Raw genomic sequence first — 24,749 nt, 5'->3', positions numbered from 1 at the left:
TGCTCCACGGGCGGCACGGGCGGCACGGGTGGCCCGGGCGGCACGGGCGACAAGGGCGGCACGGGCGTCCGGGGCCGGGCGGCCCGCTAGGACCGGAAGGTCGTGACCCGCCGGCGGAACTTCCACCCGCCGTCGTGCCTGAGCAGGGTGTCGTCGTAGCGGCCGACCAGCTGGACCGTCCAGCCGGACGCGCCGCGCTGGAAGAACGCCAGGTCGCTGACGGCCGTGGCCTCCTCCTCGGTGTACGAGGTGAGCACCGTGTTGGCCACCAGGTGCAGTTGCGGCCCGGTCGGCGCGAAGCCGGCGAAGCCCTCCCTGATCGCGTCCCGGCCCTCGAAGGTGGCCAGGCCGGCTATCTCGGCGACGCCGTCCGGCACGAAGAGGCCGGCGAGGTCGTCGGTGCGGCCGGCGTCCAGCGCCTGCGCGTAGGCGGCGATGGCGCAGTGCACACCGGCGGCGACCGAGGCCTCGGTGTCGGCTGAAGTCGTACTCATCTCTCTCCAGGGTCGAAGGGGTGGGACAGGGGGCGGGACGAAAGGCGGGACGGGAGGCCGGCGGTCAGACCTGGTACGTCGTCCTCCTGCGCCGCAGCAGCCAGGTGCCGCCGACGCGGCGCAGCGTGTCGTCGTAGTGCCCGACGACCTGCACCGCCCAGCCCGACTCACCACGCTGGAGGAAGGCGACATCACTGGCCGCCGTCGCCTCGTCGGGCCCCAGGGCGGTGACGACCGTGTTGGTCACCAGGTGCAGTTGCGGCCGGGTGGGCGCCCACCCCTTGAAGGCCGCACGCAGCGCGTCGTGCCCCTGGAGGGGATCGGTCCCCGGCAGCTCCAGGACCGCGTCGGGTGTGTACAGCGCGACGACGTCGTCGGTGCGGCCGGCGTCCTGGGCCTGTGTGTGCGCCCCGAGCACGGCACGCACGCCCGCCGCGACCCACGCCTGGGTGGATTCGCTCATTGCCCCTCCAAGGAATAGACGTTTCGACCAGTCAGTCTATTACTGAAGCGCGGATATTCTGAAGCCGTGATTTCAAGTAATCAGACTTGTTGACCGAACGGTACAATCTTCATAGCATGCGGATGGCAGTCAACGGGGACCTGTCGCCTGAGGAGGCGTTTATCGTGACGAAGCGTTGGAAGCAGCGGCCGCCCGGTTCGACATGGGGCGAGTTCGGTGAGGACGACGAACTGGGGCGCATCAACCTGATGACGCCGGAAAAGGTCCTCCAGGGCGTCCGCGAGGTCGAGCACGGGATCACCTTCAGCCTGAGCCTGCCGCTCGACTATCCGGGCGGCACCTCCCTGAACCAGCGCCGTTACCCGCCGATCCTGCGGCCCACCGAGGACCTCCGGCACCAGCAGGACGTCTTCTACAACATCAGGGCGAGCGAGCACTTCTCGCCGGACCTGGTCGACGTGTGGTCCGACGACGTGGTGACCCTGTGGCTCCAGTACTCGACCCAGTGGGACTCCCTCGCCCACCAGGGCGCCGAGTTCGACGCCGACGGCGACGGCGTCGCCGAGCCGGTCTACTACAACGGCTACCGGCCCGGCACCGACCTCGTCGGACCGCGGGAGGACGCCAAGGGGGACGGCAGCGGGAGCCTCAGCTTCGCCCGCCACCTCGGTCTGGAGCACATGGCCGAGCACGGGGTGCAGGGCCGGGGCGTCCTGATCGACCTCGCGCACCACCTGGGCACCGGCTACCAGCCGGTCGGCCTGGCGAAACTCCAGGAGATCATGGCGGCGGACGACGTCGTGGTGGAGCCCGGGGACATCCTCCTGCTGCACACCGGTTTCGCCACCCAGCTGCTGGCCTGGGAGAAGAACCCCGACCCGGTGGCCATCCACTCGACCGCCGCCTATCTCGACGCGGACGACCCGGCGCTGCTCGACTGGATCGCCGAGTCGCGGATCGCGGGCCTGGTGGCCGACAACTACGCGGTCGAGGGAGTGGGCGTCACCCAGGCCCAGGGCCCGCACACGCTGCTGCCCATCCACCATCTGTGCCTGTTCAAGCTCGGCGTCCCGCTGGGTGAACTGTGGTACCTGCACGACCTCGCGGCCTGGCTGCGCGAGCACGGCCGCAGCCGCTTCCTGCTCACCGCTCCCCCGCTCAACCTGCCCGGCACCCAGGGCAGTCCGCTCACCCCGGTCGCGACCGTCTGACACACGGGCGGGACCGGATCCGCCGTCGGCCCACGCCCTGGCCCTGCCGGCACAGCCGGGCCGGCGGCGGTCCGCACAAGGGGGGAGGCCCCGGGACGTCGGTCCCGGGGCCTCCCCCCTTGTCGTCGCGTCCTTCTCACACCGCCGCGATCCGCCGCAGCGTGCCGGCGATGGTGTCGGACGAGGGCAGCCACAGCCGTTCCAGCGAGGGCGCGTAGGGGGCGGGCATCGGGGGCGGCGCCACCCGGGTGACGGGCGCGTCCAGGTGCCAGAACCCCTCGTCGACGGCGAGCGCCGCGAGTTCGGCGCCGACGCCGAAGTCCCGTACCGCCTCGTGCGCGATGACCAGCCGGTTGGTCTTGGCGAGGGAGGTGAGCACCGTCTCCCGGTCCAGCGGGGCGATCGTGCGCAGGTCGATCACCTCCACGCTCACGCCCTCCGCGGCCAGCGACTTCGCGGCGGCCAGGGCGTCCTGGACCATCCGCGACCAGGAGACGAGCGTGATGTCGGTGCCTTCGCGGACCACCTTCGCCCGGCCCAGCGGGACCAGGTGGTCGGCCGGTGGCTGCGGGCCCTTGAAGCCGTACTGCAGCCGGTTCTCGACGAAGACGACCGGGTTGGGGTCCTGGATGGCGGCGCGCAGCAGGCCGTAGGTGTCGGCCGGGTTGGACGGCATGACCACCGTCAGCCCCGGGATGTGGGCCAGCAGCGCTTCCAGGCTCTGCGAGTGCTGGCTGCCGGAGGAGCGCCCGGCGCCGAACTGGGTACGCACCACCAGGGGCATGGCGGCCCGGCCGCCCGTCATGAAGCGCAGCTTGGCGGCCTGGTTGAGCAGCATGTCGAGGCAGACGCCGATGAAGTCCATGTACATGATCTCGACGACCGGTTTCATTCCGGCCATGGCCGCCCCCACCGCCGTGCCGAGGACGGCGCTCTCGCTGATCGGCGTGTCGCGGACCCGGCCCGGGAACGCCTCGGCCAGGCCCCGGGTCAGCCCGAACACGTTCCCGCCCGCGCCCACGTCGATACCGGCGACGAACACGGCGGGATCGGCCGCGAGTTCGTGCTCCAGGGCGAGGCGTACGGCGTCCATCGAGCGGAAGACCTCACCGGTGGCCGGGGCGGGCTCGGGCCGGGCGGGACGCGGGGCCGAGACGAAGTCGTACAGGGTCTCGGGGGCCGGCTCGGGCAGGCCCCTGGCCCGTGCGACCGCCGCCTCGATCTCCTCGTCGATCTCCTCGTCGACCGCGTCGGCGGCCGCGGCCGGCACGCCCGCCGCCGCCAGGTGGCGCCGGGCCACCAGCAGCGGGTCGCGTTCCTTGGCCGCGGTGACCTCCCGCGCGCTGCGGTAGCGCTCGGGGTCGCCCTCGTAGTGGCCGTGCCAGCGGTAGGTCTCGGCCTCCACCAGGACCGGGCCGCCGCCCCCCCGCAGCCGCTCCACCACGTCGGTCATCGTCGCGGCCACCGCCAGGACGTCGTTGCCGTCGACGTGCGCGTACCCGATCCCGTAGCCCGCGGCCCGGGCGGAGAGCGGGGCCCGGTGCTGTTCGGCGGCGGGCGAGAACTCGGAGTAGTGGTTGTTCTCGCAGAGGAAGACGACCGGCAGGTCCCACACGGCGGCCAGGTTCACCGCCTCGTGGAACATGCCCTGCGCGACCGCGCCGTCCCCGAAGAACGCCACCACCACGTCACCCGCGGCGCGCAGTTTGGCCGCGGTCGCCACACCCGTGGCGATCGGGAGTCCGGCGCCGACGATCCCGTTGGCGCCGTAGATGCCGAGTCCGGGGTCCGCGATGTGCATCGAGCCGCCGCGGCCGTGACAGGCACCCGCCTCCCTGCCCATCAGCTCGGCCATCATGGACGCCGAGTCCAGCCCCTTGGCCAGGACATGGCCGTGACCGCGGTGGGTGGAGGTGATCCCGTCGCGCGGGCCGAGCGGCCAGCAGGCGCCCACGGCACTGGCCTCCTGACCGATCGACAGATGCAGGAAGCCGGGGATCTCGGTCGCCTTGTACAGCTCGGACGCACGTTCCTCGAAACGCCTTATACGGCGCATCCGGCGATACATCTCCAGGAGCTGATCCGCGTGTACGGATCCCGCTCCGGTCTGCTGGGGTGCCTTGGGTGCCTCGGTCGTCGTCATGCGCGTCCTCGCAATGCTCGCCGGGGCGGCGCGAAGCCGCACCCGTCTGAGTCCTACTTTTAATGTACCGCCTGGTCTAGCAAACTTCTTCGAGCACGACAGAAACCTTCGAGCACGAGCAGAAACGATGTCCCCGGCCCCGTTTCCCCCCGGACGTGCCCACGGCGGTCCGGACGCGGGCCCGGGGCAGGTCGTACCGACACGTCGGCACATCAGGCGGGGAGTGGAGCCATGCCCAGACCACCGGGCCACGGGCCGGGTTTCGAGGTCAGACGCCAGAAGCCGGACGGCCGCTGGGACGCCGCGTATCTGTCCCGCGCGTACTGCGACACCCTGCTGCGCGGGTTCGGCGCGCCCGCCGCCGCCCTGCCGGACGTGGAGGAGGCCGCGGCGGCGTTCAAGCGCGAGCGCCCCGATCTGCCCCTCGACCCGGAAGCCGAGTGGCGGCCTTCCGCGGTGGCGAGCTGATCACGGGCCCGCGGCACCCGCCGCGGGCCCCTTCACCGCTCACACCTGCCTCATCGCTCACACCTGCTTCACCAGCGCCCTGGCGATGACATCGCGCTGGATCTCGTTCGTGCCCTCGCCGATCTCGAGGATCTTGGCGTCGGCGTAGAACCGCGAGATCTCCGACTCCCGCACGTAGCCGTACCCGCCGTGGATCTGGACGGCCTGGGAGGCGGCCCGGTTGGCGACCTCGGAGGCGTACAGCTTCGCCATGGCGGCCTCCGTGCCGTACGGGCGCCCCCGGTCGGCGAGCCAGGCGGCCCGGTAGACCATCCACCGGGCGGCCTCGAACTCCGTGCCGATGTCGGCGATCTTGTGGGCGACGGCCTGGAACGCCGACAGCGGACGGCCGAACTGGTGCCGTTCCGTGGCGTGTTTGACGGCGAGCGCGAGGGCCGCCTTGGCCAGCGACAGCCCCAGGGCGGCGACGCTGATACGGCCCTTGTCCAGCACGGAGAGGAACTGGCGCAGCCCGCCCCCCTCCTCGCCGACGAGATGGCCGTCGGGGACGAAGCAGTCGGCGAAGACCAGTTCGCGGGTGTCCATGGCGTGCCAGCCGAGCTTCCTCAGCCTGGCCCCGCAGGTGTAACCGGGCGTGCCGGTCGGCACGTAGAAGGTGGCGAAGCGTTTCCGTCCGTCCTCGTCACGGCCGGTGGTGGCCAGCAGGGTGACGCCCTGGCTGATGTCGGTGCCGGCGTTGGTGATGAACATCTTGGTGCCGTTGATCACCCAACCGCCGTCCGTCCGGCGGGCGGTGGTGGTGATGCCGGCCGCGTCGGACCCTGCGCCGGGCTCGGTCAGACCGAACGCGCCGAGGGCCTCGCCCCGGGCCAGCGGGGCCAGCCAGCGCCGCTTCTGCTCCTCGGTGCCGTAGGCCAGCAGCGGGAGGGTGGCGATGGTGGAGTGCGCGTTCCAGGAGGAGGCCACCGACTGGTCGGCGGCGCCGAGTTCCTCCATGACGGCGACGTAGGAGACCATGTCGGAACCCGCGCCCCCGTACTCCTCGGGGACGAGCATGCCCATCAGCCCGAGTTCGCCGAGCTTGGTGAAGACAGGGGTGGGGAACTCCTCGTTCTCCGACCACCGGGCCGCGTTCGGGGAGATCTCCTTGGCCGCGAACTCGCGGACCATGTCCTGCAGGTCCCGGGTCTCCTCCGGCAGGTCGAAATCCATGTCACAGTCCCTTCGGGGTCAGCAGAACCTTGAGGTGGCGGGCCCGGTCAGCGGCCAGGTCCGCGAAGACCCCGGCTCCTTCCGAGAGCGGGAAACGTCCGGTGATCAGGGCGGACGCGTCGAGGCGTCCGGTGCTCATCAGGTCGATCACCCGGGGGATGTCGAAGTTGTAGCCGAGCGTGCCGAGGACCGACCGCTCGTAGAAGACGAGTTGGCCCATGTCGAACTCGACGCTGCCGTGGCCGACGCCGGCGAGCACCACCCGGCCGCCGCGCCGGACGGTGGTGACGGCCTGTGCCGCGAGCGCGGGGACACCGGTCGCGTCGATGACGACGTCCGGGCCGATCCGGCCGGTCTTCAGGAACACCTCGCGGCGTACGTCGCTCGCGCGCGGGTCGAACGCCTCGGTGACACCGAGGCCGAGGAGCGCGTCCCGGCGCGCGGCGAGGGGTTCGCTCACATAGAGTCCGGCCGCGCCGGCGATCCGGGCGGCCAGGACGACCGCGACACCGATCGGCCCGCCGCCGACGACCAGGACGTTGTCCCCCGGCCGGACGCCGGCCCGGGTGACGGCGTGCAGACCGACCGCGAGGGGTTCGGCGACGGCCGCCATCTCGTCGCTCACGTTGTCGGGAAGCGGTGTGAGCCCCGCGAGCGGCACGGTGACGCGGTCGGCGAAGGCGCCGGGCGAGGCCAGGCCCACGGAGCCGCTGCGGGGACAGACGTGGTACTCGCCGCGTGCGCACCAGAAGCAGACGCCGCACCGCCAGACGGGGTCGGCGGCGACCCGGTCGCCGACCGCGACTCCGGGCACCTCGGCGCCCAACGCCACCACGGTGCCGCTCAGTTCGTGCCCGAGGGCGAGCGGCGGGCCGGCTCCGGTCAGCGGGTGCGGACCGGAGCGGATCATGTGCGGCCCTTCCAGGAACTCGTGCAGGTCGGTACCGCACACCCCGCACCAGGCGACCTCGACCACGGCCTCGTGCGGCCCCGGCTCGGGTGGGTCGGGTACCTCCTCCAGCCGCAGGTCGCGCGCGCCGTGCCAGCGCAGTGCCTTCATCGTCTCCACCCCTTTTCGTGTCGTACGGTTCCCTCACGCGGTCAGCTGCCGTCCGCGGAGCCCCCGAAGCGCGCCCTGCCGGGACCGTGTTCGAGGAACGACCGGATCCCGGTGGTGGCGTCGGCGGTGCCGAAGACCCCCGTGAACAGGGAGCGTTCGAGCGCGAGCCCGGCGGACAGGGCGGAGTCGGCGCCGTGGTCCACGGCCTCCTTGATCGCCTCCAGGGCGGCGGCGGGCCCCTCGGCGAGGCGCCGGGCGTAGCGCAGGGCCGTGTCGTGCACCTCGCCGGCGGGTACCACCTCGTCCACCAGCCCGAGCCGCAGCGCCTCCTCGGCGCCCACCCGGCGGCCGGTCATCAGCAGGTTCTTGGCGCGCGACGGCCCGATCAGCCGGGTCAGGCGCTGGGTGCCGCCCGAGCCCGGCATGATCCCCAGCTGCACCTCGGGCTGACCGAGGACCGCGTCGTGGGCCGCCACCCGGTAGTCGGCGGCGAGGGCCAGTTCGAGGCCGCCGCCGAGCGCGTACCCGGTGATCGCCGCGACGACCGGCACCGGCAGCCGGGCGACCTCGTCGAAGGTCCGCTGCAACGCCCGGTTCCAGCCCCGTACTTCCTCGGGGTCCATGGCCGCCAGGGCCCCGACGTCCGCCCCGGCGGCGAACAGCCGCTCGCCTCCGTACAGCACGACGGCCCGCACCGCACGGCTGTCGGCCAGCTCGCGCACCCGGGCGGCCAGTTCGCCGCGCTGGGCGGTGTCGAAGGCGTTCATCGGCGGATGGTCGAGCCGGACCGTGACGACGGGTCCGTCGGTGTCGAGGCGGATACGTGGCACGGGGCCTCCTCCGTGGGAAGCGACATCACGCCCGCCTGGATGGTTGTCGACCGGTGCGCTCCGTCGTAAAGTGCGGCCAAGAGTTTTATAGACCAAGAGGTACACTAAATCTTGGGAGCGGGCAACCGACCGGTCGGGACAATCCCGGCCGCCGAGCCGGAGAGTCGCCGTGCACAATTTCTCGAGCATCCTCGATCACCATCTGGCCCAGCGGCCCGACGCCGTGGCCGTGACACAGGAAGACCGCCGTCTGACGGTGCGCACGCTCCACGACCGGGTGAACCGGCTGGCCGCCGGACTGACCGAACTGGGCATCGGGCGCGGCGACGTGGTGGGCCTGCTGCTCCACAACCGGCCCGAGTTCCTGGAGCTGGTGTACGCCGTCAATCGCGTCGGAGCCGTCTTCCTGCCGCTGAACTACCGTCTTTCCGAGGACGAATGGGCGTACATCCTCGACCACTCCCGGGCCAGGGCGGTCGTCACCGAGCCGGAGTTCCTGCGGGCCGCGGACCGGATCGCCGAAAGGCCGACCGGCCCGGAGCGGCTGATCCTGGTGGACGGCCCGGTGCCCTCGGACCGGTGGACCGGCTACGAGGCGCTGCTGGAGAGGCACCGGGGGGCGCGGGTGGAGCCGGTGGACGTCGAGCCGGACGACCTCCAGCGTCTGATGTACACCTCCGGCACCACCTCACGGCCCAAGGGCGTGCGGATCACTTACGGGAACCTGCACGCCAAGAACGTGGCGCAGATCGTGCAGTTCGGCCTGACCGCGGCGGACATCACGCTGGTGGCGGGCCCGCTGTACCACGTCGGCGGCCTCGACATGCCCGCCCTCGCGGTGCTGTACGCGGGCGGCGGGGTGGTCCTTCAGCGCAGGTTCGACGCCGCCGGCGTCCTGCGGGCCGTCGAGGAACACCGGGTCACCAACGCCTGGCTGGCGCCCGTCATGGTCAACGCGGTCCTGGAGGTCCCGGACCGGGAGTCCTACGACACCACCTCGATGCGCTTCATCGTGGGCGGCGGCGAGAAGACCCCCGAGCCGGTGCTGCGGCGGATCATGGGCGCCTTCCCCAACGCCTGGTTCGCCGACGCCTACGGACTGACCGAGACGGTCTCCGGCGACACCTTCCTCGACCGGGAGCACGCCCTGTCCAAGCTGGGCTCGGTCGGCCGTCCCGTGCCGCACACCCGGGTCAGGATCGTCGACGACACGGACAGGGAGGTCCCGGCCGGCGAACCGGGCGAGATCACGCTGCGCGGCCCGAAGGTCTTCGCGGGCTACTGGCGCGACGAGAAGGCCACGGCCGCGGCGCTCAGGGACGGCTGGTTCCACACCGGGGACATCGGGCACCTCGACGAGGACGGCTTCCTCTACATCGACGACCGCAAGAAGGACATGATCGTCTCCGGCGGCGAGAACATCGCCACGCCCGAGGTCGAGCGGGTCCTCTACGAGCACCCGGCCGTTCTGGAGGCCGCGGTGGTCGGGCTGGCCCACCCCCGCTGGGGCGAGGTCCCCCGGGCGTTCGTGGTGTTCCGGCCCGGAGCGAGCGCCGGTGCGGACGAGCTGCGCGAGTTCTGCCGGGAGCGCCTGGCCGGGTTCAAGGTGCCGGCCCGGTTCGACCTCGTCGGCGAACTGCCCCGCACCCCTTCGGGCAAGGTCCTCAAGCGGACCCTGCGCGACATCCCCGTGGAGGACTGACCGATGGCCGACGTCAACACCGCACTGCGCCTGGACGGCAGGACCGCCTGGGTGACCGGCGCGGGCAAGGGGCTCGGCCGGGCGATCGCCGTCGCCCTGTCCCAGGCGGGGGCGGACGTGGCGGTGACCGCGCGCACGGCCGCCGACCTGGAGAGCCTGGCGGCCGAACTGGCCGGACACGGCGGCAAGGTGCTGGTGCTGCCGGGCTCCGTCGCCGACCCGGACACGGTCCGCGCGGCGGTCGGGCGGATCACCGGGGCGACGGGGCGCCTGGACGTCCTCGTCAACTGCGCGGGGGTCAGTCCGCACTTCACCCGCAGCGAGTTCGTGACCGACGAGGACTGGCGGCGGGTGCTCGACATCAACCTCCGGGGCACCTTCTCCTGCTGCCGCGAGGCCGGCAGGGTCATGCTGGGGCAGGGGTCCGGTTCGATCGTCAACGTGTCGTCGGTGCACGCGCGCACGGGCTTCGAGCGGATCGCCGCGTACGCCGCGAGCAAGGGCGGCGTCGAGGCCCTCACCAGGGCCCTCGCCGTCGAGTGGGCGGACCGCGGGGTGCGCGTCAACACCCTGGCGCCCGGCTACTTCCGCACGGACCTCAGTTCGGGGCTGCTGGACAGCCGCTGGGGTGAGCGGATCGTCCGGGGCACGCCGCTCGGCCGGGTGGGCGACGCCGGGGAACTGGGCGGCGCGGCGGTCTTCCTCGCCTCGGCCGCCTCCCGGTTCGTCACGGGTACGACCGTCACCGTGGACGGCGGCTGGACGGCGTGGTGACCGCCGTCCGGGCGGCCGCCCCCTGACGCGGCGGGGAGCGGGAAGAGCGGCTCGGCCGCGCCCCGCCGGGCAGCCCCGGGGCGGCCGCGCCGTCCGAGGACGCCCGACACGGCCAGGCGGCACCACTCCGGCAGGCGGCTTGCGCCCGGGCCGGGACCGGTCGGGCATGGCCGGGCCCGGTTGGGCATGGCCGGGACCGGTCGGCGCTCCGCGCGGCGCACGGTCCCGGAGCTGTGCCCGCTCCGGGAGCGTGCGTGGTCCGGTCGCGGGTCAGGCGTCCTCGGTGACGGGGGCGAGCTTCTCACTGGTGTCGAAGTGCACGACACCGGCGAGCGTGCCGCCCAGGATGGCCGCGCGGTCCTCGTCGGAGACGGTGTCGTCGAAGTTGTCCGCGATGCACTCGGCGCTGCTGCGGAAGGTGCCCTCGGCATGCGGGTAGTCGTTGCCCCACACGACCGTCGAGACGCCGGTGATGTGGCGGGCCTTGACGGCGGTCGGGTCGTCCGCGAACTGGACGTGGATCTGGCGCCGTACGTACTCGCTGGGCCTGAGGGGGTAGGGCCATTTGCCGTTGACGGTGAACAGCCGTCCCATGGCCGGCTGTTCCTGCGGCGGGCGGCTGTCGTCCCAGAAGCCGAGCCACCAGTCCGGATCCTGGCCGATGCCGGTCCGGAAGGACTTGTCCATGAAGCCCAGGTAGGAGACCAGCCAGCCGGCGCTGAACTCGATCAGGTTGAAGTGCAGGGCCGGGTACCGCTCGCAGACGCCGCCGCCCACGAGGTCGGCGATGATGCGCTGCGGGCTGGAGAAACCGGCCGCGGAGTTCTGGAGCCGGCCCGACACCATGTCGTCGGTCAGCTGGCCCTTGCCCATGTTGACGGCCGTCATCATGCTCCGGACGGTCAGCGCCGTCTCCGAGGTGCTCTCCCTGGTCTTCACCCCGCCGGTGGCGACGTGGATGAACACCGGCATCCCGTGCGCCTGGGCGGCCGCCCACAACGGGTCGTACGTCCGCGACGCGTACGGCACGGGCGGGGTCTCCGGGATCAGGACCGCGCCCAGCCCGAGGCGCGCGCACCGCTCGATCTCCGCGACGGCCTCGGGGATGTCCGTGACGGGAATCGCCGCTGTCGGGCGCAGCCGCTTGCGGTACGGCAGGAACCGCTCGGCGATGTAGTCGTTCCAGACGCGCGCGTGGGCCATCGACAGTTCGTGGTCGTCGGTGAACAGGACGAACAGGGAGAGGTTGGGGAACATCACCGAGGCGTCGACGCCGTCGAGGTCCATGTCGCGGATGATGTGCTCCGGCTCGCCGTCCGGGGTCTGCCCGCCGAACTGACGGTACTTGGAAATCGTCCAGCCGTCGTAGCCGATGGTGTGCAGCTTCTTGAACTCGGTGTGCCCGCCCTCGACGATCGGCTCGTCGAGCGTGAATTCCTCTTCCCAGAGAGCCCGTTCCCTGAGGTGCTCGGGCAGCCGGGTCTTGAACAGATCGACCGGCTCGATGATGTGCGAATCACCGGACACGACAAATTCCCTGAACACAGGCGGTACCTCTTTCGAACATCGTCGTTCGTTGCAGAACCCACCGCGGGGGATGCCGCCGAAGTTAGCTGTACCGAACGGTCTAGTCAATGATTCCGCCTGTGGATTCACCGGTCGGCCACGCCACCGGAACGCGACCGGACGCCCGTGCGCCGCGGAGGCGAATGCCGGGCGGCGACCGCCTGCCCGACGGGCGTCACTCGTCCCGCACCGCCGCGCACAGGCCCCCGTCCACGACGATGTCGACGCCGTTGACGAAGCTCGCCTCGTCCGACAGCAGGAACGCGGCGACCGCGGCGACCTCGTCGTACCGGCCGGTGCGGCCCAGCGGCGTGCGCTCGATGAGCTGCCGTACCGACGCGTGCCGGGCCGCCTCCTGCCGGGTGCCCGGGGTGTCGACGGCACCGGGCGACAGGGAGCACACCCGCGCGCCCACCGGCCCGAGCCGCACCGCCTCGGCGCGGGCGAAGCGGTGCACCCCGTAGGTGGCCCACGGGTACGCCCACGCGGGATCCTCGACGGCCGGGCCGATCGCCTCGCGGATCCCGTCGAGGAACCCCTCCTGGAGCGGATCGTCCAGGACGGCCGCGACCACCGGGTCGGGTTCGATGTGCGCGATCAGCGGGGACACCGAGGCGCAGTACACGAAGGCCGTACCGGCGGTGGCCAGCGGGCGGAGCGCCTCGGCGACCAGCGCCGTCCCGACGAAGTCGACCTCGATGATCCGGCGCCAGCCGGCCTCCCCCGCCTCGACGCCGTCGGTGTGCGCGACCGCCCGGAGGGTGCCGAGCTCCCCGGCCCGTCCGGCCAGCCGGGCCAGCCCCCGCGCGTCGGTGACGTCCGCCTCGACCGTCTCGACGACGGCCCGCACGCCCCGTCCGGCCAGGTCCTTCGCGACCGCGGCCGCCGCCGCCTCGTTCCGGTCGGCGAGCAACAGCACGTCCACCATGTCGGCGAGACGCCTCGCGCACGCCTCTCCCGTCCCGCGACCCGCTCCGGTGGCGATACCTACCGTGGTCATGCGTCACTCCTCACTGGAGACACCCGTCACGGGACGAGTCTCTCGCGCCCGCCGACGTCCGGAACGGCCCGGACCGAGGTCGCGCCTGCGGGGGCGGTGGCCGGGCCACCCGGGTCCGCCCCTTTGACGTACCGTCTGGTCTAGCAAACCGAGCGATGCCCCGGAGCCCGCTTCCCCCGGATCTGCCGAAAAAGCCGTCCGACGTGGTCCCGGGGGGTCGCCCTTGACCGACGTCGTCACGTCATGCGGGGAGAGAAGCGATGCCACGACCGCCGGGCCACGGACCGGGTTTCGAGGTCAGACGCCAGAAGATCATCGACATCGCGGCGTCGCTGTTCGCCCAGCAGGGGTACGCGGCGACGTCCATCAACGACCTGGGCCGGGCGGTCGGCCTGGCCAAGGGAGCCCTGTACTACTACATCGGCTCCAAGGAGAATCTGCTCGTCGAGATCCAGGCGCGGGTGATGGGGCCGCTGCTCTCCCGGGCCCGCCAGATCGCGGAGCTCGACACGGATCCCCTGCTGCGGCTGCGCCTGCTGTCCGAATCGCTGCTCACCATCATCTTCCGCAGGCTCGACCACATCTGGGTCTACGAGCACGACTACCGCAGCCTGAGCGGCGCGGAGCTGAAGACCCTGCTCGGTCAGCGCTCCGACTTCGAGCAGGTGATCTCGGGGCTGCTCACCGAGGCCGTCGACCAGGGCACCTTCCGCGCGATGCCACCGCGGCTCGCCACCCTGCAATTCCTCAACCTGCACAATCACACCTATCAATGGGTGCGCACGGACGGGCAGTGGGACGCGGCGTTCCTGTCCCGTGAATACTGCGCCACCCTGTTCCGCGGTTTCGGTGCGCCCGACCACGCCCTGCCGAAGCTCGAGGAAAAGGCCGAGGCGTTCAAGCGCGACCGCCCGGAACTGCCCCTCGATCCCGAGGCCGGCTGGGATTCCCCTCCCCCCACCGAACCCGGATCCGCGTCCCCACCCGGATCCGCATGACGAACGGGCCCGAGCCGCGCCGGCGCGCGCCGGGCCCGCCGTCGTCCCTCCTCCCCGGTCAGCCCGCAAGCCCGTGGAGAAGCCTGCGGCAGGCCGCGTCCGAAGTGCCCCCTAGCGCGATACAACGGCCGGCGGGCCGAGCGGCCGTACCGACCGGATGAGTCGCAGGACACCGGGCATCATGTGTGTCATGGGGAGCGCACGGGGGCGGACCTTCGGATTCGGGACGGCCACACTCGTGGCTTGCTTCGGCACCGCGGCCATGCTGATGCGTGCGCTCGGGTCGTCGACAGGCGATATCGACCCCATCGGCGCGGCCGTCGGCATCACTTCACTCGTGGTGAGCGTGTGGGGTGCGTTTGTGACCTGGCGCTCGGCACGCTGGCAAGAGACGGACCTCACCGATGCCTCGGCACGCCTGGCGTTGTTGTTACGCACCCGGCGCTGGACTCGCCAACCGCTGCCCTGGCGCCTCGGGCACTTCCTGAGATGGTGCTATCGCTCCGGCCTCATCCGGGTCGCCGGCACCGCATACCAGTTCCGCCACCGCGAACTGCAGGACCATCTCGCCCGTCACGCGCCCCCGCGGACCTGACTGATCCCGTGGCCCGGCGGCGGGCGTCTCACGACCACCCTTCGGGTGCGCCTCGGTGACCTGGTCTCGCTCATGGCCTGGTTGTCCGCCCGCTTTCCGGGCGGCCGGGACATTCTGATCAGAGCCGCCCGGCCAGATGTCACCGAACCCGGCCAGATGTCACCGAAGCGGCATCCAGGTCTCGAGGACGAACCGGCGCCGCGCCTCGGGGTAGCGATCGACCGGTTCCTCCCGTCGGCGCGTCCGCCGTTCCGGCCGGTCTCGACGGCCTGCCGACGAACGCGGACGTGGGCTCGCCGTCAGGTCTGGTCCTCGGCCGGGCGCGCCCTCAGTTCAGCGAGGCGGGAAAAGGCACTGGGGTTGCCGGCGTCGCCGGCGGCCCGGGCAAGGTGGTCGGCCTGCCGTCTGTCCCCTGCCATTTCGCGCATGATCGCGAGCCGTACCATCGCCTGCGTGTCACCCGCGTCAGCCGCGATCCGGGCCAGCGCCTCAGCCGCCTCCCGATCTCCCGCGGCTTCCCGCATATCGGCCAGGCGCACGACGGCAGTGGTGCTTCCTCGCTGAGCGGCCTGCCGGGCGAGGCGCGCTGCTCCTTCCCGGTCGCCGGTGAGTTCGCGCATCTCGGCGAGCCGGGTGAGCGCGCTGGTGTCTCCGGCGTCGGCCGACAGGTGCGCCAGCATTTCGGCTCCCTCACGGTCTCCGACCGCTTCCCTCCAGTCGGCCAGGCGGGCCGCGGCGCTGGGATTACCGGTCTCGGCGGCCTGCCGGGCAAGGCGGATCGCAGCTTCCGCGTCCCCGGTGGACACCTTCATCTCGGCCAGCCGGGCAACGGCGGTGGGGTTGCCCGCCGCGGCGGCCTCCTGGAACAGACGTTCCGCGCCCTGCAGATCCCCGGCCGCCTCTCGGATGGCGGCGATGCGGATCAAGGCGAAGCGGTGACCGGCCTCGATGGCCTGTTGCGCGAGCTTTTCGGCTTCTTCGTGCGCACCGGCTGCCTCACGCATCTCGGCCAGCCGGACCAGGGCGAAGGACTGGCCGGCGTGTGCGGCTCGCCGGGCGAGCTGCTCGGCTTCCCCTCGGTGCCCGGCGGACTCCCGCTCGGTGGCGAGCCGGGCAAGCGCGCTGGCGTTTCCCACCCGGCCGGCACGTTGATAGAGACGCTGGGCTTCGTGGCGGGCCGTCGGCCCACCGGTTTCCCGGATGGTGGCCAACCGGACGAGGGCCGTGGTGTCACCGGCCTTGGCGGCCAACTGCCCGAGCCGTTCCGCTCCCTGGGTGACCCCCGCCAGTTCTCTCATCTCGGCCAGGCGGACGAGCGGGCCGGTGTCGCCCGCCGCGGCCGCCCGCACAGCGAGTTCCTCGGCCCTCTTCCGATCCCCGTCGGCCTCGATGATCTCAGCGAGCTGGCCCAGTCCTCTGGTGTCGCCCGTGTCGGCGGCACGCTGCGCGAGAGCCTCGGCCTCCTCACTGTGGCCGGCCACGTGACGTATGACGGCCAGGCGGACGAGAGCGCCGGTGCTCCCCGCGTCGGCGCCCTGCTGGAGAAGCTGGTCGGCTTCCCCCCGGGCGCCGTTCGCCAGTCGGATCTCGGCGAGCCGGGCGATGGCATCGGTGTCCCCCGAGTCCGCCGCCCGTTGGGCGAGTTGCTCGGCCCATCGGAACCGGTGGCGGAGCCGAGCGGCATCAGCGAGGTTGACGAGGCTTTCGGGGGTGAGATGGTCGTGTGCGGCCTGCCAGAACGACGCAGGAGGGCACAGGCGTGCGCGGCCGCGCCGCCCGTGCTGCTCCAGGTAGTCGGCAAGCCGGTAGGAGTGCGCCGGCGCGGTCTCCGTCACCGGGGATCTTCGAGTGGGCCGGGGCCGGACACGCCGCAGGGGAGCAAGGCGTCCGTGCACCGGTGAGGTCACGTCGGCGAACGCCTGATCAAGCCAGTTGTCCGCGAGATCGTCGTATTCGTCGTCGCTGAGGTAGTCCTCCGCGGCCTGCTCGAGAAAGCCGACCGGCAGGTGCAGCCCGGCTCCGAGACGTCGTGCGTCCATGGCGACTTCGAGCAGGGCGCGAACGGGCGGCCCGGCTGTCTCGTAGCGGCGCAGAAGCTCGGGTGCTCCCGCGAGGAACTGGGTCAGCCGACCGCTGTCGGTGTGCTGCAGGGCATGAGCGAGCTGGCGGTCGCCGGCAGCGGCGAGGGCCCTTGCCTTGGTGATGGCGATGTGGTCGAAGCGGTCCGGCAGCGTGATGAGCCGCCCCGCCAGCAGCGCGCGAGCCTGCGGATGCGGATCGGGGCTCCCGGAACGAGGCAGGGCCAGGTAGTCGTTCTGGTACTCGGTCCACAGAGTTCCCAGGAGCAGCACCGGGCTGCGCGACACATCGGTGAGCAGCCCGTGGATCGCGGCGGCGATCCGTTCGCCGCTCTCCCCACCGAGGTACTGCTGGGCGTCGTTCAGCCACACCACGGTCTGCGGCTCGACTCGGTTGAGATCGGCGAGCGCCGCTTCGGCCCGGGTGGGATCGAAGGGATGCCACAGCCTCCAGCCGAGGGCGGCCAACGGCTGCACGGCCTCCCAGCAGGCGCGTGTCTTGCCCGTCGAGGACGACCCCACGAGAACGGCCATCCCGCTGTGCCCCTCGTCGGCGGCCTCGACGAGGGTCGCGAGGTGCTCGTCGTGCGGGCGGCGTACGTAAGCAGGAAGTGCCGCCGCCCGGCCCGGCCGTCTCCGGTCTCCGGGACCGGAACGCGCGGACGGTGCCTCGATGGCGAAGTGGACTTCAAGATCATGAGGGTCCCACATGCGGATCGGCCGGCCCGGCGCTCCGGTGGCGGCGAGGGCGGCCGGGCCGCGTCCGTACGCGGTGTCGAGGAGACCCAGCAACATGTTCACGTCCAAGCGCAGGGCCCGGCCCAACGCTCCCACCGTGTCCGAGGAGGGCCCGGGCGCATCAGGACTCAGTGCCCGGCTGACCGTGGTGCGCCCCAGCCCGGCGGCACGCGCGAGCGCGGTCTGGTTGATCCCCCGGGCCACCCGCCCTGTTTCGAGGCGCGACCGCAGTTCCGCCAAGGCCGCGGTGTCGCGCACATCGTCCATCCCCACGCGGAGCCCCCACCCCTGGCCGTCCCCGGTTGTTCGCCCATGTTCATCTTCGACCAGCGCACCACGATGAACATGGCATCCCCGAAAGTCGGTGACACCACAGCAGCCACGCCGACCGTAAGGAACCGCAACGATGTCCGACCACAGCGCCGTGATCCTCCTCGCCTGCGCCCTGGTGATCTTGACCGGGGTCCTCGTCGCGGTGGCAGCCGGCTGTCTCGCCCGCCGCGACCGGGCCTCGTATCCGGCGTCGATCACCCGGGCGGCAGCGGCCTTCACGGGCACCCTCACCCTGGCCGGCGCCCTGGTGACAGCCATCACCACCGTGACACAACGGTGACCGGCGGCCGCGTCGACGGGTGCTTCCTCCTCGCCGGCGGGGGACCGATGTCACGACACCCGAGAAGCGGGGGTGTCACGCGCGCCTCCGAAGGACAAGGCCGGGACGGGCGCGAACTCGTCCAGGTGCCCTCCTCCTGTTCGCGTCGGCACGCCTGTATCGCGGGCCGGGCTGCCCGGGACCGACGCTCTTCCCCCCCTTCCGTGAGACGGAAGAGGTATTGCGGTGCTGTGACGCCCTTCACGACGATGCGACCACCGCAGACAGACGGGAGCCGCATCGATGCCGCACACGACCGCATTCGCCAGGAACCAGTGGTACGTCGCCGCCTACAGCACCGAGGTCGGGCGCGAGGAGTTGCTCGGCCGGACGATTCTGGGTGAGCCGCTCGTCTTCTACCGGACCGAGGAGGACGGGACGCCCGTCGCGCTGCACGACCGCTGTGTGCACCGCCGGTTCCCGCTGTCGGAGAGCCGGCTGGACGGCGACCGCATCGTGTGCGGCTACCACGGCTTCACGTACGACACGACCGGTGCCTGTGTGTACGTGCCGGGGCAGAAACGCATCCCGCGCACCGCCCGGGTCACCGCGTACCCGGTCGTCGAGCAGGACTCCCTGGTCTGGGTGTGGATCGGCGACCCCTCGCTCGCCGACCCGCAGACGATCCCGCGCGCCCGGCACCTCGACGCCCCCGGCTGGACCACCGTGCGGGGCATGGAGCCCATCGACGCGGACTACGGGCTGCTCGTCGACAACCTCCTCGACCTCTCCCACGAGACGTATCTGCACGGCGGCTACATCGGCACCCCCGAGGTCGCCGAGACACCGATCACCACGGAGGTCGACGAGGGCGCGGGGATCGTGCGGGTGAGCCGGCACATGGACGACGCCGAGTGCCCGCCCTTCTACGCCCGTTCGACCGGCATCGAGGGCCGGATCACCCGCTGGCAGGACATCGAGTACCACGCGCCCTGTCTGTATCTGCTGCACAGCCGTATCGCGCCGGTGGGCGTCCTGCCCGAGGCGGACGGCAGCGACCCGAACGGTTTCCACACCGAGATCACCTACGCGATCACCCCGTCCGCCGACGGCAGGGTGTACGACTTCTGGATGGTCTCGCGGGACTGGGCGACGGACGACGACGAGGTGACCGCGTTCCTGCGGGGCAACAACCACACGGTGGTCATGCAGGACGTCGACGCGCTCAACCTCCTGCAGCGGACGCTCGGTTCGGAACGCACCGGCTACCAGGAGCTGAGCATCAACATCGACACCGGCGGCCTGGCCGCGCGCCGGATCCTCGCCCGGCTGGTGGAGGAGGGCGACAAGCCCGCGGAGAGGGTCCTGTGAGCACCGGCCCCACCGGCGAGATCTACCGCATCGACTGGCTGCCGGGCACCGACGTGCTGCACGGCACCTGTCACTGCGGCGCCGAGCACACTTCGCAGGACCCGATCGAGATGTGGGAGTGGATGCTCGGCCACCCCGAAGGACACCGGCCGCGAGGAAATGACTCATGAGCGTGTACGAAACCGAACTGGTCGTCGCGAGCCGCGAGTTGGCCGCCGAGGGAGTGCTCGCCCTCACCCTGCGCCACCCACTGGGCGAGCCGCTCCCGGCGTGGGAGCCGGGCGCCCATGTGGACCTCGTCCTCGGCCCGGAGCTGGAGCGCCAGTACTCGCTGTGCGGCGATCCGGCCGACCGCTCCGCGTGGCGGGTCGCGGTGCTGCGCGAGCCTGCCGGACGGGGCGGATCCGCCCATGTGCACGAGCAGTTGGGGCCGGGCGACAAGATACGGGTGCGCGGTCCGCGCAACCACTTCGCACTGCGCCCGGCGGCCCGCTACCGCTTCGTCGCGGGCGGCATCGGGATCACCCCCATTCTGCCGATGCTCGCGGCGGCCGAGGCGGCGGGCGCCGAGTGGAGCCTTCTCTACGGCGGCCGTACCCGCGGATCCATGGCGTTCGCCGGGGAGTTGGCGCGGTACGGCGACCGGGTCACCGTCGCCCCGCAGGACGAGACGGGCCTGCTCGACCTCGGTTCCGTGTTCGACGCGCTTCCCGAGGGCACTCTCGTCTACTGCTGCGGCCCGGGTCCCCTGCTGGACGCCGTGGAGGAGCGCTGCCCGGCCGACGCGCTCCACGTCGAGCGGTTCCAGGCGCGGGAGCAACCGGTGGGTGAGGACGCCGAGTTCGAGGTCGAGCTCGCGCAGAGCGGCCGGACGCTGACCGTGGCGGCGGGTGTGTCCGTGCTGGACACCGTGCGGGCGGCGGGGGTCGAGGTCCTCTACTCCTGCACGGAGGGCACCTGCGGCACCTGCGAGACCGACGTGCTCGACGGCACGCCCGAGCACCGGGACTCCGTCCTCAGTCCGCAGGAGCGGGAGGCCGGGGAGACGATGATGATCTGCGTCTCCCGGTGCCGGGGGAGGAAACTGGTCCTGGATCTGTGACCGCCGGGGCGGCGCCGCCCGCCGGGCCGGTGATCCGCAGGTCGGCCTCGATCCGTGCCACGGCAGCCAGCAGCGGGGGCAGCAGATCCCGGCGGACCGCCGCCACCGAGGTGCGGCCGGCGTGCACGGCGATGTTCACGCCCGCCACCACGGTGCCGTCCCGGCCGCGCACCGGGGCCCCCACCGACCGCAGCCCCTCCTCCAGTTCCTGGTCGACGAGCGCGTACCCCTGGCGCCGTACCCGTGCCAGTTCCGCCCGCACATCCTCCGGCGAGACCAGCGTCCGAGCGGTGAGCGGGCGCAACTGCGCGCGGCCCAGGCGGAGTTCGAGCTCGTCGTCCGGCAGGGCGGCGAGCATCACCCGGCCCACCGACGTGACATGGGCCGGGAAGCGGGTGCCGACGGTGATGACGGCCGACATGATGCGGGTGGTCGGCACCCGGGCGACATAGACGATGTCGTCGCCGTCCAGGACGCACAGTGACGAGGACTCCTTCACCTGTGCGACGAGCTGTTCCAGATGCGGCTCGGCGACCTGCGGGAGCGTGAGGCCGGCCAGGTAGGCGTAGCCGAGTTCCAGCACCCTGGGGGTGAGCCGGAAGAGCCGGCCGTCGCTGTGCACGTATCCCAGATCCGCGAGGGTGAGCAGCAGGCGCCGGGCGGCCGCCCGGGTCAGTCCGCAGGCGCGGGCGACCTCGCTGAGGGTGCGCGCGGGGTGCTCGGCGTCGAAGGAGCGGATCACCGCGAGGCCCCGCTCGAAGGACCTCACGAAATGCGGTGCTCGGGCCACGGTGGACATGCCGCCCTCCCAGACTGTCAACAATTTCGTCAGCCAAACCCATTGACCCCGCTGGACAGCGGGCTCTACGTTCCCTGCACGCCAATAGAGCACTACTGTGCGGTGTGCGCACAGCCTGTCGGAACACCGTTGTCTGCACAGGAGGAGCCTTGCGTCGTCTGTTCGCCGGTCTCGCGGCCGGCACCTTCCTGCTCGCCACGGCGGCCTGTGGCTCGTCCGACGACTCCGGTACGTCCACCGGGAGTTCGTCGTCCGGAGGCACCACGACCGTCAAACTCGGACTCATCCCCATCGTCGACGTGGCGCCCGTCTATCTGGGCGTGAAACAGGGTTTCTACGCCAAGCACGGCCTGAAGCTGTCGATCACCACCGCGCAGGGCGGCGCGGCGATCGTGCCCGGAGTCGTCAGCGGCCAGTTCCAGTTCGGCTTCAGCAACATGACCTCCCTCATGGTCGCCCAGTCCAACAACGTTCCCGTGCAGGCCGTTTCGAACGGCATCGCCTCGACCGGCGTGCAGGGCGAGGACTTCGGGGCGATCACGGTGAAGAAGGGCAGCCCGCTCAAGTCCGCGAAGGACCTGGAGGGCAAGAAGGTCGCCATCAACACCCTGAAGAACATCAACGAGACCGCGGTGCGCGCGTCGGTGCGCAAGGCGGGCGGCGACCCCGACCGGGTGAAGTTCGTCGAGCTGGCCTTCGACCAGATGCCCGCCGCCCTGGACGGCGGGCAGATCGACGCGGCGATGGTCGTCGAACCGGCCCTGGCGACCGTCAAGAGCCAGGGCGGTACGGAGATCGCCTCGCCGCTGGTGGACGTGGCGCCGAACCTCACCGTCGCCATGTACTTCACCTCCACGCAGTACGCGCAGAAGAACCCGGCTGTGGTGAAGAAGTTCCAGGAGGCCACCGCGGAGTCCCTCGCCTACGCCGACGCGCACCCGGACGAGGTCCGGCAGATCGTCACCACCTACACCAAGATCCCGACGTCGGTGCTGGCACAGGTCACGCTTCCCAAGTGGCCCGCCGAGGCGAACCGTTCCTCCATCGAGGCCCTGGAGAAGCTCGGCGAGCAGGACAAGCTCTTCAAGTCGGCCCCGGACCTGGAGAAGCTGCTGCCGTGAGAGGCGCGAACCTCGCACTCGGTACGGCCGGGCTCGCGGCCTTCCTCGCCCTGGGCGAGGCGGTGCCGCGGCTCGGGCTGGTCAAGGAGGCCTACTTCCCGCCGACCAGCCGCGTCGCCGGCGCCCTGGGCGACGAACTCGCCGACTCCGCCTTCTGGACGGCGCTCGGCGACACCCTCACCGGCTGGGCCCTCGGTCTGGCGATCGCGGTGGGCGCCGGCATCGTGGCCGGCGTGATCGTCTCGGTCGTCCCGCACCTGCGCGAGGCGACGGCGTCGACCATCGAGTTCCTGCGCCCGATCCCGTCGGTCGCCCTGATCCCCCTCGCCGTGCTGCTGTACGGCACCGAACTGCGCTCGGTCCTGCTGCTGGTCGTCTACGCCTCCTTCTGGCAGATCCTGATCCAGGTCCTGTACGGCGTCCAGGACGTCGACCCGGTCGCCGAGGAGACCGCCCGCTCCTACGGGCTCGGCACCTGGGCGCGGGTCCGGCACGTGCTGTGGCCGACCGCGCTGCCGTACGTCATGACCGGCGTGCGGCTCGCGGCGGCCGTCGCGCTGATCCTCGTCATCACCGCCGAACTGGTCATCGGCGCACCGGGGTTGGGCGCGCGCATCGCCGTTGCCCAGACGTCTCAGGCAGTACCCGAGATGTACGCCCTGATCGTCGTCACCGGGGTGCTGGGGCTGCTGATCAACGTGGGCGCCCGGACGGTGGAGCGGTTCGCGCTGGCCTGGCACCAGTCGGTGCGCGGGGAGGTGGCGGTGTGACCGGGACATCACCCGTCCGGGCGGGGCCGGGCGCCTGGCGGCGCCTCCTGCTGCGGCTGCTCTTCACGCTCGCCCTGCCGGCCGTGCTGGTCCTCGCCTGGTGGGTGGCGTCCGACGGCAGCACGAACGTGTACTGGCCGCCGCTGCGCACGATCCTGAAGGCCTTCCCCGACGTGTGGACGGCAGAACGGCTGCGCACCGATGTGCGGCCGAGCGTGCTGCGGCTTCTCGGCGGCTACGCGACGGCGGCCGTCGCGGGGGTCGCGCTGGGCACGGTCATCGGCTCCTACCGCCGGGTGCGGGCGGTGTGCGAGCCGGTCCTGGAGTTCCTGCGGGCGGTGCCGCCGCCCGTCCTGGTGCCGGTCATCATGCTGTTCGCGGGCATCGGCGACACGATGAAGGTCGTCGTGATCGCGAGCGGCTGCGTGTGGCCGGTCCTGCTCAACACGGTCGAGGGCGTGCGGGCGCTGGACCCCGTGATGGCGGAGACGGCACGGTCGTACGGCATCTCGGGACTCGCCCGGTTGCGCGCTGTGGTGCTGCCGTCGGCGAGCCCGCAGATCTTCGCGGGGCTGCGCCAGGCGCTGTCGATCGGCATCATCCTCATGGTCATCAGTGAGATGTTCGCCGCGAGCAACGGGCTCGGCTTCACCATCGTGCAGTTCCAACGGGGTTTCGCCATCCCCGACATGTGGACCGGAATCCTGGTGCTCGGGCTCCTGGGCTTCGTTTTGTCGGTGCTCTTCCAGGTCGTCGAGCGTCGGGTGCTCGGCTGGTACCACGGTCTGCGCGCATCCACCCGGCGGTCCCCGTGACCCTCGCGAAAGGGCGTTCCATGCACCCGCGTCTTGCAGTGTCCGGCCTGCGGAAGGTCTACGAGGGTTCCGGGCGCCGGATCGAGGCGGTGCGCGACCTCACCTTCACCGTCGAGGCGGGTGAACTCGTGTGTCTCGTCGGGCCGTCGGGCTGCGGCAAGACGACCCTGCTGAAGTGCATGGCCGGGCTGCTCACACCGACCTCGGGCGAGGTGCTGCTGGAGGGAAGGCGGGTGACCGGGCCGCCGCCGGACATGGCGTTCGTCTTCCAGGAGTACGGGCGGAGCCTCTTCCCGTGGATGCGGGTCGGCGAGAACGTCGAACTGCCGCTGAAGCAGAAGGGGTTGCCCAAAGGGCGGCGGCGGGAGCTGGTCGCGGACGCTCTTCGCTCGGTCGGTCTGGAGGACGCGCTCTCCGCGTACCCGTGGCAGTTGTCGGGCGGGATGCAGCAGCGGGTGGCGATCGCCCGGGCGCTCGCCTACGAGCCCCGGGTCCTGCTGATGGACGAGCCGTTCGCCGCCGTGGACGCGCAGACCCGCGCCGACCTGGAGGACCTGGTCCGGGGACTGTGGCGGGAGCGCGGGATCACCATCCTGTTCGTCACGCACGACATCGACGAGGCCGTCTACCTCGGCGAGCGGGTCCTCGTCCTGTCCGCCTCCCCGACGGTCGTCCGGGAACAGCTGAAGGTCGATCTCCCGGCGGAGCGCGACCAGTTGCACACGCGGGTGGCCCCGCGCTTCGCGGAACTGCGGACCCAGGTGTACGAGCAGATCCAGGCGGCGAAACGCGGCACTCCCGTGGACCGCCTCACGAAGTCGGACGCCCCTCCACCGCACTGAACGGG

Annotated in this window: 24 protein-coding genes; 14 read left to right on the top strand and 10 right to left on the bottom strand. The window is 71.6% G+C overall.

All coding sequences use genetic code 11. The annotated features are described in order from the left end of the window. Positions 1 to 86: 86 nt before the first annotated feature. Positions 87 to 494 carry a nuclear transport factor 2 family protein gene (locus ASD48_RS13195; RefSeq protein ID WP_057601752.1) on the bottom strand — a complete coding sequence of 136 codons (408 nt, stop codon included), beginning with the start codon at positions 492 to 494 and terminating at the stop codon, positions 87 to 89. Positions 495 to 558: 64 nt separating this feature from the next. Next, the gene (locus ASD48_RS13190) at positions 559 to 957 is read right to left on the bottom strand and encodes a nuclear transport factor 2 family protein (RefSeq protein ID WP_057601751.1); all 399 of its coding nucleotides are present in this window, start codon (positions 955 to 957) and stop codon (positions 559 to 561) included. A 164-nt stretch (positions 958 to 1,121) separates the two neighbouring features. Here ASD48_RS13190 and ASD48_RS13185 point away from each other — a divergent pair, with 164 nt between their 5' ends. After that, a complete protein-coding gene (locus tag ASD48_RS13185) occupies positions 1,122 to 2,168 on the top strand; it encodes a cyclase family protein (RefSeq protein ID WP_057601750.1) in 1,047 nt (348 codons plus the stop codon). A 136-nt stretch (positions 2,169 to 2,304) separates the two neighbouring features. On the opposite strand, the gene ASD48_RS13180 is transcribed toward ASD48_RS13185, so the two are convergent. Then, entirely contained in the window at positions 2,305 to 4,311 is a 2,007-nt protein-coding gene (locus ASD48_RS13180; protein ID WP_107104305.1) for a dehydrogenase E1 component subunit alpha/beta, read from the bottom strand. 231 nt (positions 4,312 to 4,542) lie between these two features. Between ASD48_RS13180 and ASD48_RS13175 the strand changes: the two genes are divergently transcribed. Beyond that, entirely contained in the window at positions 4,543 to 4,779 is a 237-nt protein-coding gene (locus tag ASD48_RS13175) for a hypothetical protein (protein WP_057601749.1), read from the top strand. Between the two features lie 57 nt (positions 4,780 to 4,836). Here ASD48_RS13175 and ASD48_RS13170 read toward each other — a convergent pair whose 3' ends face one another. Genes ASD48_RS13170 through ASD48_RS13160 form a run of 3 tightly spaced genes read right to left on the bottom strand, consistent with a single transcriptional unit; the run spans position 4,837 to position 7,818 of the window. After that, positions 4,837 to 5,991 (bottom strand): acyl-CoA dehydrogenase family protein, encoded by a 1,155-nt coding sequence (locus ASD48_RS13170; protein ID WP_057601748.1) that lies wholly within the window; start codon positions 5,989 to 5,991, stop codon positions 4,837 to 4,839. Position 5,992: 1 nt separating this feature from the next. Beyond that, the gene (locus ASD48_RS13165; protein WP_057601836.1) at positions 5,993 to 7,051 is read right to left on the bottom strand and encodes a 2,3-butanediol dehydrogenase; all 1,059 of its coding nucleotides are present in this window, start codon (positions 7,049 to 7,051) and stop codon (positions 5,993 to 5,995) included. Positions 7,052 to 7,092: 41 nt separating this feature from the next. Then, a complete protein-coding gene (locus ASD48_RS13160) occupies positions 7,093 to 7,818 on the bottom strand; it encodes an enoyl-CoA hydratase-related protein (RefSeq protein ID WP_057601835.1) in 726 nt (241 codons plus the stop codon). 232 nt (positions 7,819 to 8,050) lie between these two features. On the opposite strand from ASD48_RS13160, the gene ASD48_RS13155 reads away from it, so the two are divergent. Both ASD48_RS13155 and ASD48_RS13150 read left to right on the top strand, forming a co-directional pair. After that, positions 8,051 to 9,583, top strand: coding sequence for a long-chain fatty acid--CoA ligase (locus ASD48_RS13155; protein ID WP_057601747.1), 1,533 nt, complete (start codon positions 8,051 to 8,053; stop codon positions 9,581 to 9,583). A gap of 3 nt (positions 9,584 to 9,586) precedes the next feature. Next, positions 9,587 to 10,357 (top strand): SDR family oxidoreductase, encoded by a 771-nt coding sequence (locus tag ASD48_RS13150; protein WP_057601746.1) that lies wholly within the window; start codon positions 9,587 to 9,589, stop codon positions 10,355 to 10,357. Between the two features lie 270 nt (positions 10,358 to 10,627). On the opposite strand, the gene ASD48_RS13145 is transcribed toward ASD48_RS13150, so the two are convergent. Further along, positions 10,628 to 11,884 (bottom strand): amidohydrolase family protein, encoded by a 1,257-nt coding sequence (locus ASD48_RS13145; RefSeq protein WP_199875772.1) that lies wholly within the window; start codon positions 11,882 to 11,884, stop codon positions 10,628 to 10,630. A 214-nt stretch (positions 11,885 to 12,098) separates the two neighbouring features. Next, complete coding sequence (locus tag ASD48_RS13140; RefSeq protein ID WP_057601744.1) at positions 12,099 to 12,923, bottom strand: SDR family oxidoreductase; 825 nt, start codon at positions 12,921 to 12,923, stop codon at positions 12,099 to 12,101. A 260-nt stretch (positions 12,924 to 13,183) separates the two neighbouring features. Here ASD48_RS13140 and ASD48_RS13135 point away from each other — a divergent pair, with 260 nt between their 5' ends. Continuing rightward, the gene (locus ASD48_RS13135) at positions 13,184 to 13,921 is read left to right on the top strand and encodes a TetR/AcrR family transcriptional regulator (RefSeq protein WP_057601743.1); all 738 of its coding nucleotides are present in this window, start codon (positions 13,184 to 13,186) and stop codon (positions 13,919 to 13,921) included. Between the two features lie 190 nt (positions 13,922 to 14,111). Then, on the top strand, positions 14,112 to 14,516 hold the full coding sequence (locus ASD48_RS13130; RefSeq protein WP_157880624.1) for a hypothetical protein: 405 nt from the start codon (positions 14,112 to 14,114) through the stop codon (positions 14,514 to 14,516). 299 nt (positions 14,517 to 14,815) lie between these two features. Here ASD48_RS13130 and ASD48_RS13125 read toward each other — a convergent pair whose 3' ends face one another. After that, positions 14,816 to 17,071, bottom strand: a complete 2,256-nt coding sequence (locus ASD48_RS13125; RefSeq protein ID WP_242432586.1) for a transcriptional regulator — start codon at positions 17,069 to 17,071, stop codon at positions 14,816 to 14,818. Positions 17,072 to 17,738: 667 nt separating this feature from the next. Here ASD48_RS13125 and ASD48_RS13120 point away from each other — a divergent pair. From ASD48_RS13120 to ASD48_RS13110, 4 genes are all read left to right on the top strand, one after another. Beyond that, on the top strand, positions 17,739 to 17,945 hold the full coding sequence (locus tag ASD48_RS13120; RefSeq protein ID WP_057601741.1) for a hypothetical protein: 207 nt from the start codon (positions 17,739 to 17,741) through the stop codon (positions 17,943 to 17,945). 282 nt (positions 17,946 to 18,227) lie between these two features. Then, entirely contained in the window at positions 18,228 to 19,295 is a 1,068-nt protein-coding gene (locus ASD48_RS13115) for an aromatic ring-hydroxylating dioxygenase subunit alpha (RefSeq protein ID WP_057601740.1), read from the top strand. Further along, positions 19,292 to 19,465 carry a hypothetical protein gene (locus tag ASD48_RS44720; protein WP_020129371.1) on the top strand — a complete coding sequence of 58 codons (174 nt, stop codon included), beginning with the start codon at positions 19,292 to 19,294 and terminating at the stop codon, positions 19,463 to 19,465. Before ASD48_RS13115 ends, ASD48_RS44720 begins: the two co-directional genes overlap by 4 nt. Next, entirely contained in the window at positions 19,462 to 20,397 is a 936-nt protein-coding gene (locus tag ASD48_RS13110) for a PDR/VanB family oxidoreductase (RefSeq protein WP_057601739.1), read from the top strand. Before ASD48_RS44720 ends, ASD48_RS13110 begins: the two co-directional genes overlap by 4 nt. On the opposite strand, the gene ASD48_RS13105 is transcribed toward ASD48_RS13110, so the two are convergent. Then, on the bottom strand, positions 20,312 to 21,196 hold the full coding sequence (locus tag ASD48_RS13105; protein ID WP_057601738.1) for an IclR family transcriptional regulator C-terminal domain-containing protein: 885 nt from the start codon (positions 21,194 to 21,196) through the stop codon (positions 20,312 to 20,314). The two genes, ASD48_RS13110 and ASD48_RS13105, sit on opposite strands and share 86 nt — an antisense overlap. Before the next feature lie 149 nt (positions 21,197 to 21,345). Between ASD48_RS13105 and ASD48_RS13100 the strand changes: the two genes are divergently transcribed. Genes ASD48_RS13100 through ASD48_RS13085 form a run of 4 tightly spaced genes read left to right on the top strand, consistent with a single transcriptional unit; the run spans position 21,346 to position 24,744 of the window. Beyond that, complete coding sequence (locus tag ASD48_RS13100) at positions 21,346 to 22,317, top strand: ABC transporter substrate-binding protein (protein WP_057601737.1); 972 nt, start codon at positions 21,346 to 21,348, stop codon at positions 22,315 to 22,317. After that, a complete protein-coding gene (locus ASD48_RS13095; RefSeq protein ID WP_057601736.1) occupies positions 22,314 to 23,087 on the top strand; it encodes an ABC transporter permease in 774 nt (257 codons plus the stop codon). Before ASD48_RS13100 ends, ASD48_RS13095 begins: the two co-directional genes overlap by 4 nt. Beyond that, a complete protein-coding gene (locus ASD48_RS13090; protein ID WP_057601735.1) occupies positions 23,084 to 23,902 on the top strand; it encodes an ABC transporter permease subunit in 819 nt (272 codons plus the stop codon). Before ASD48_RS13095 ends, ASD48_RS13090 begins: the two co-directional genes overlap by 4 nt. A gap of 20 nt (positions 23,903 to 23,922) precedes the next feature. After that, entirely contained in the window at positions 23,923 to 24,744 is an 822-nt protein-coding gene (locus ASD48_RS13085; RefSeq protein ID WP_057601734.1) for an ABC transporter ATP-binding protein, read from the top strand. Positions 24,745 to 24,749: the final 5 nt, after the last annotated feature.

Origin of the sequence: Streptomyces sp. Root1310, assembly GCF_001426425.1 — a bacterium.
Classification (GTDB): domain Bacteria; phylum Actinomycetota; class Actinomycetes; order Streptomycetales; family Streptomycetaceae; genus Streptomyces.
Note: the sequence above shows the minus strand (reverse complement) of the source record. Positions and strands in the feature narration are given on the sequence as shown.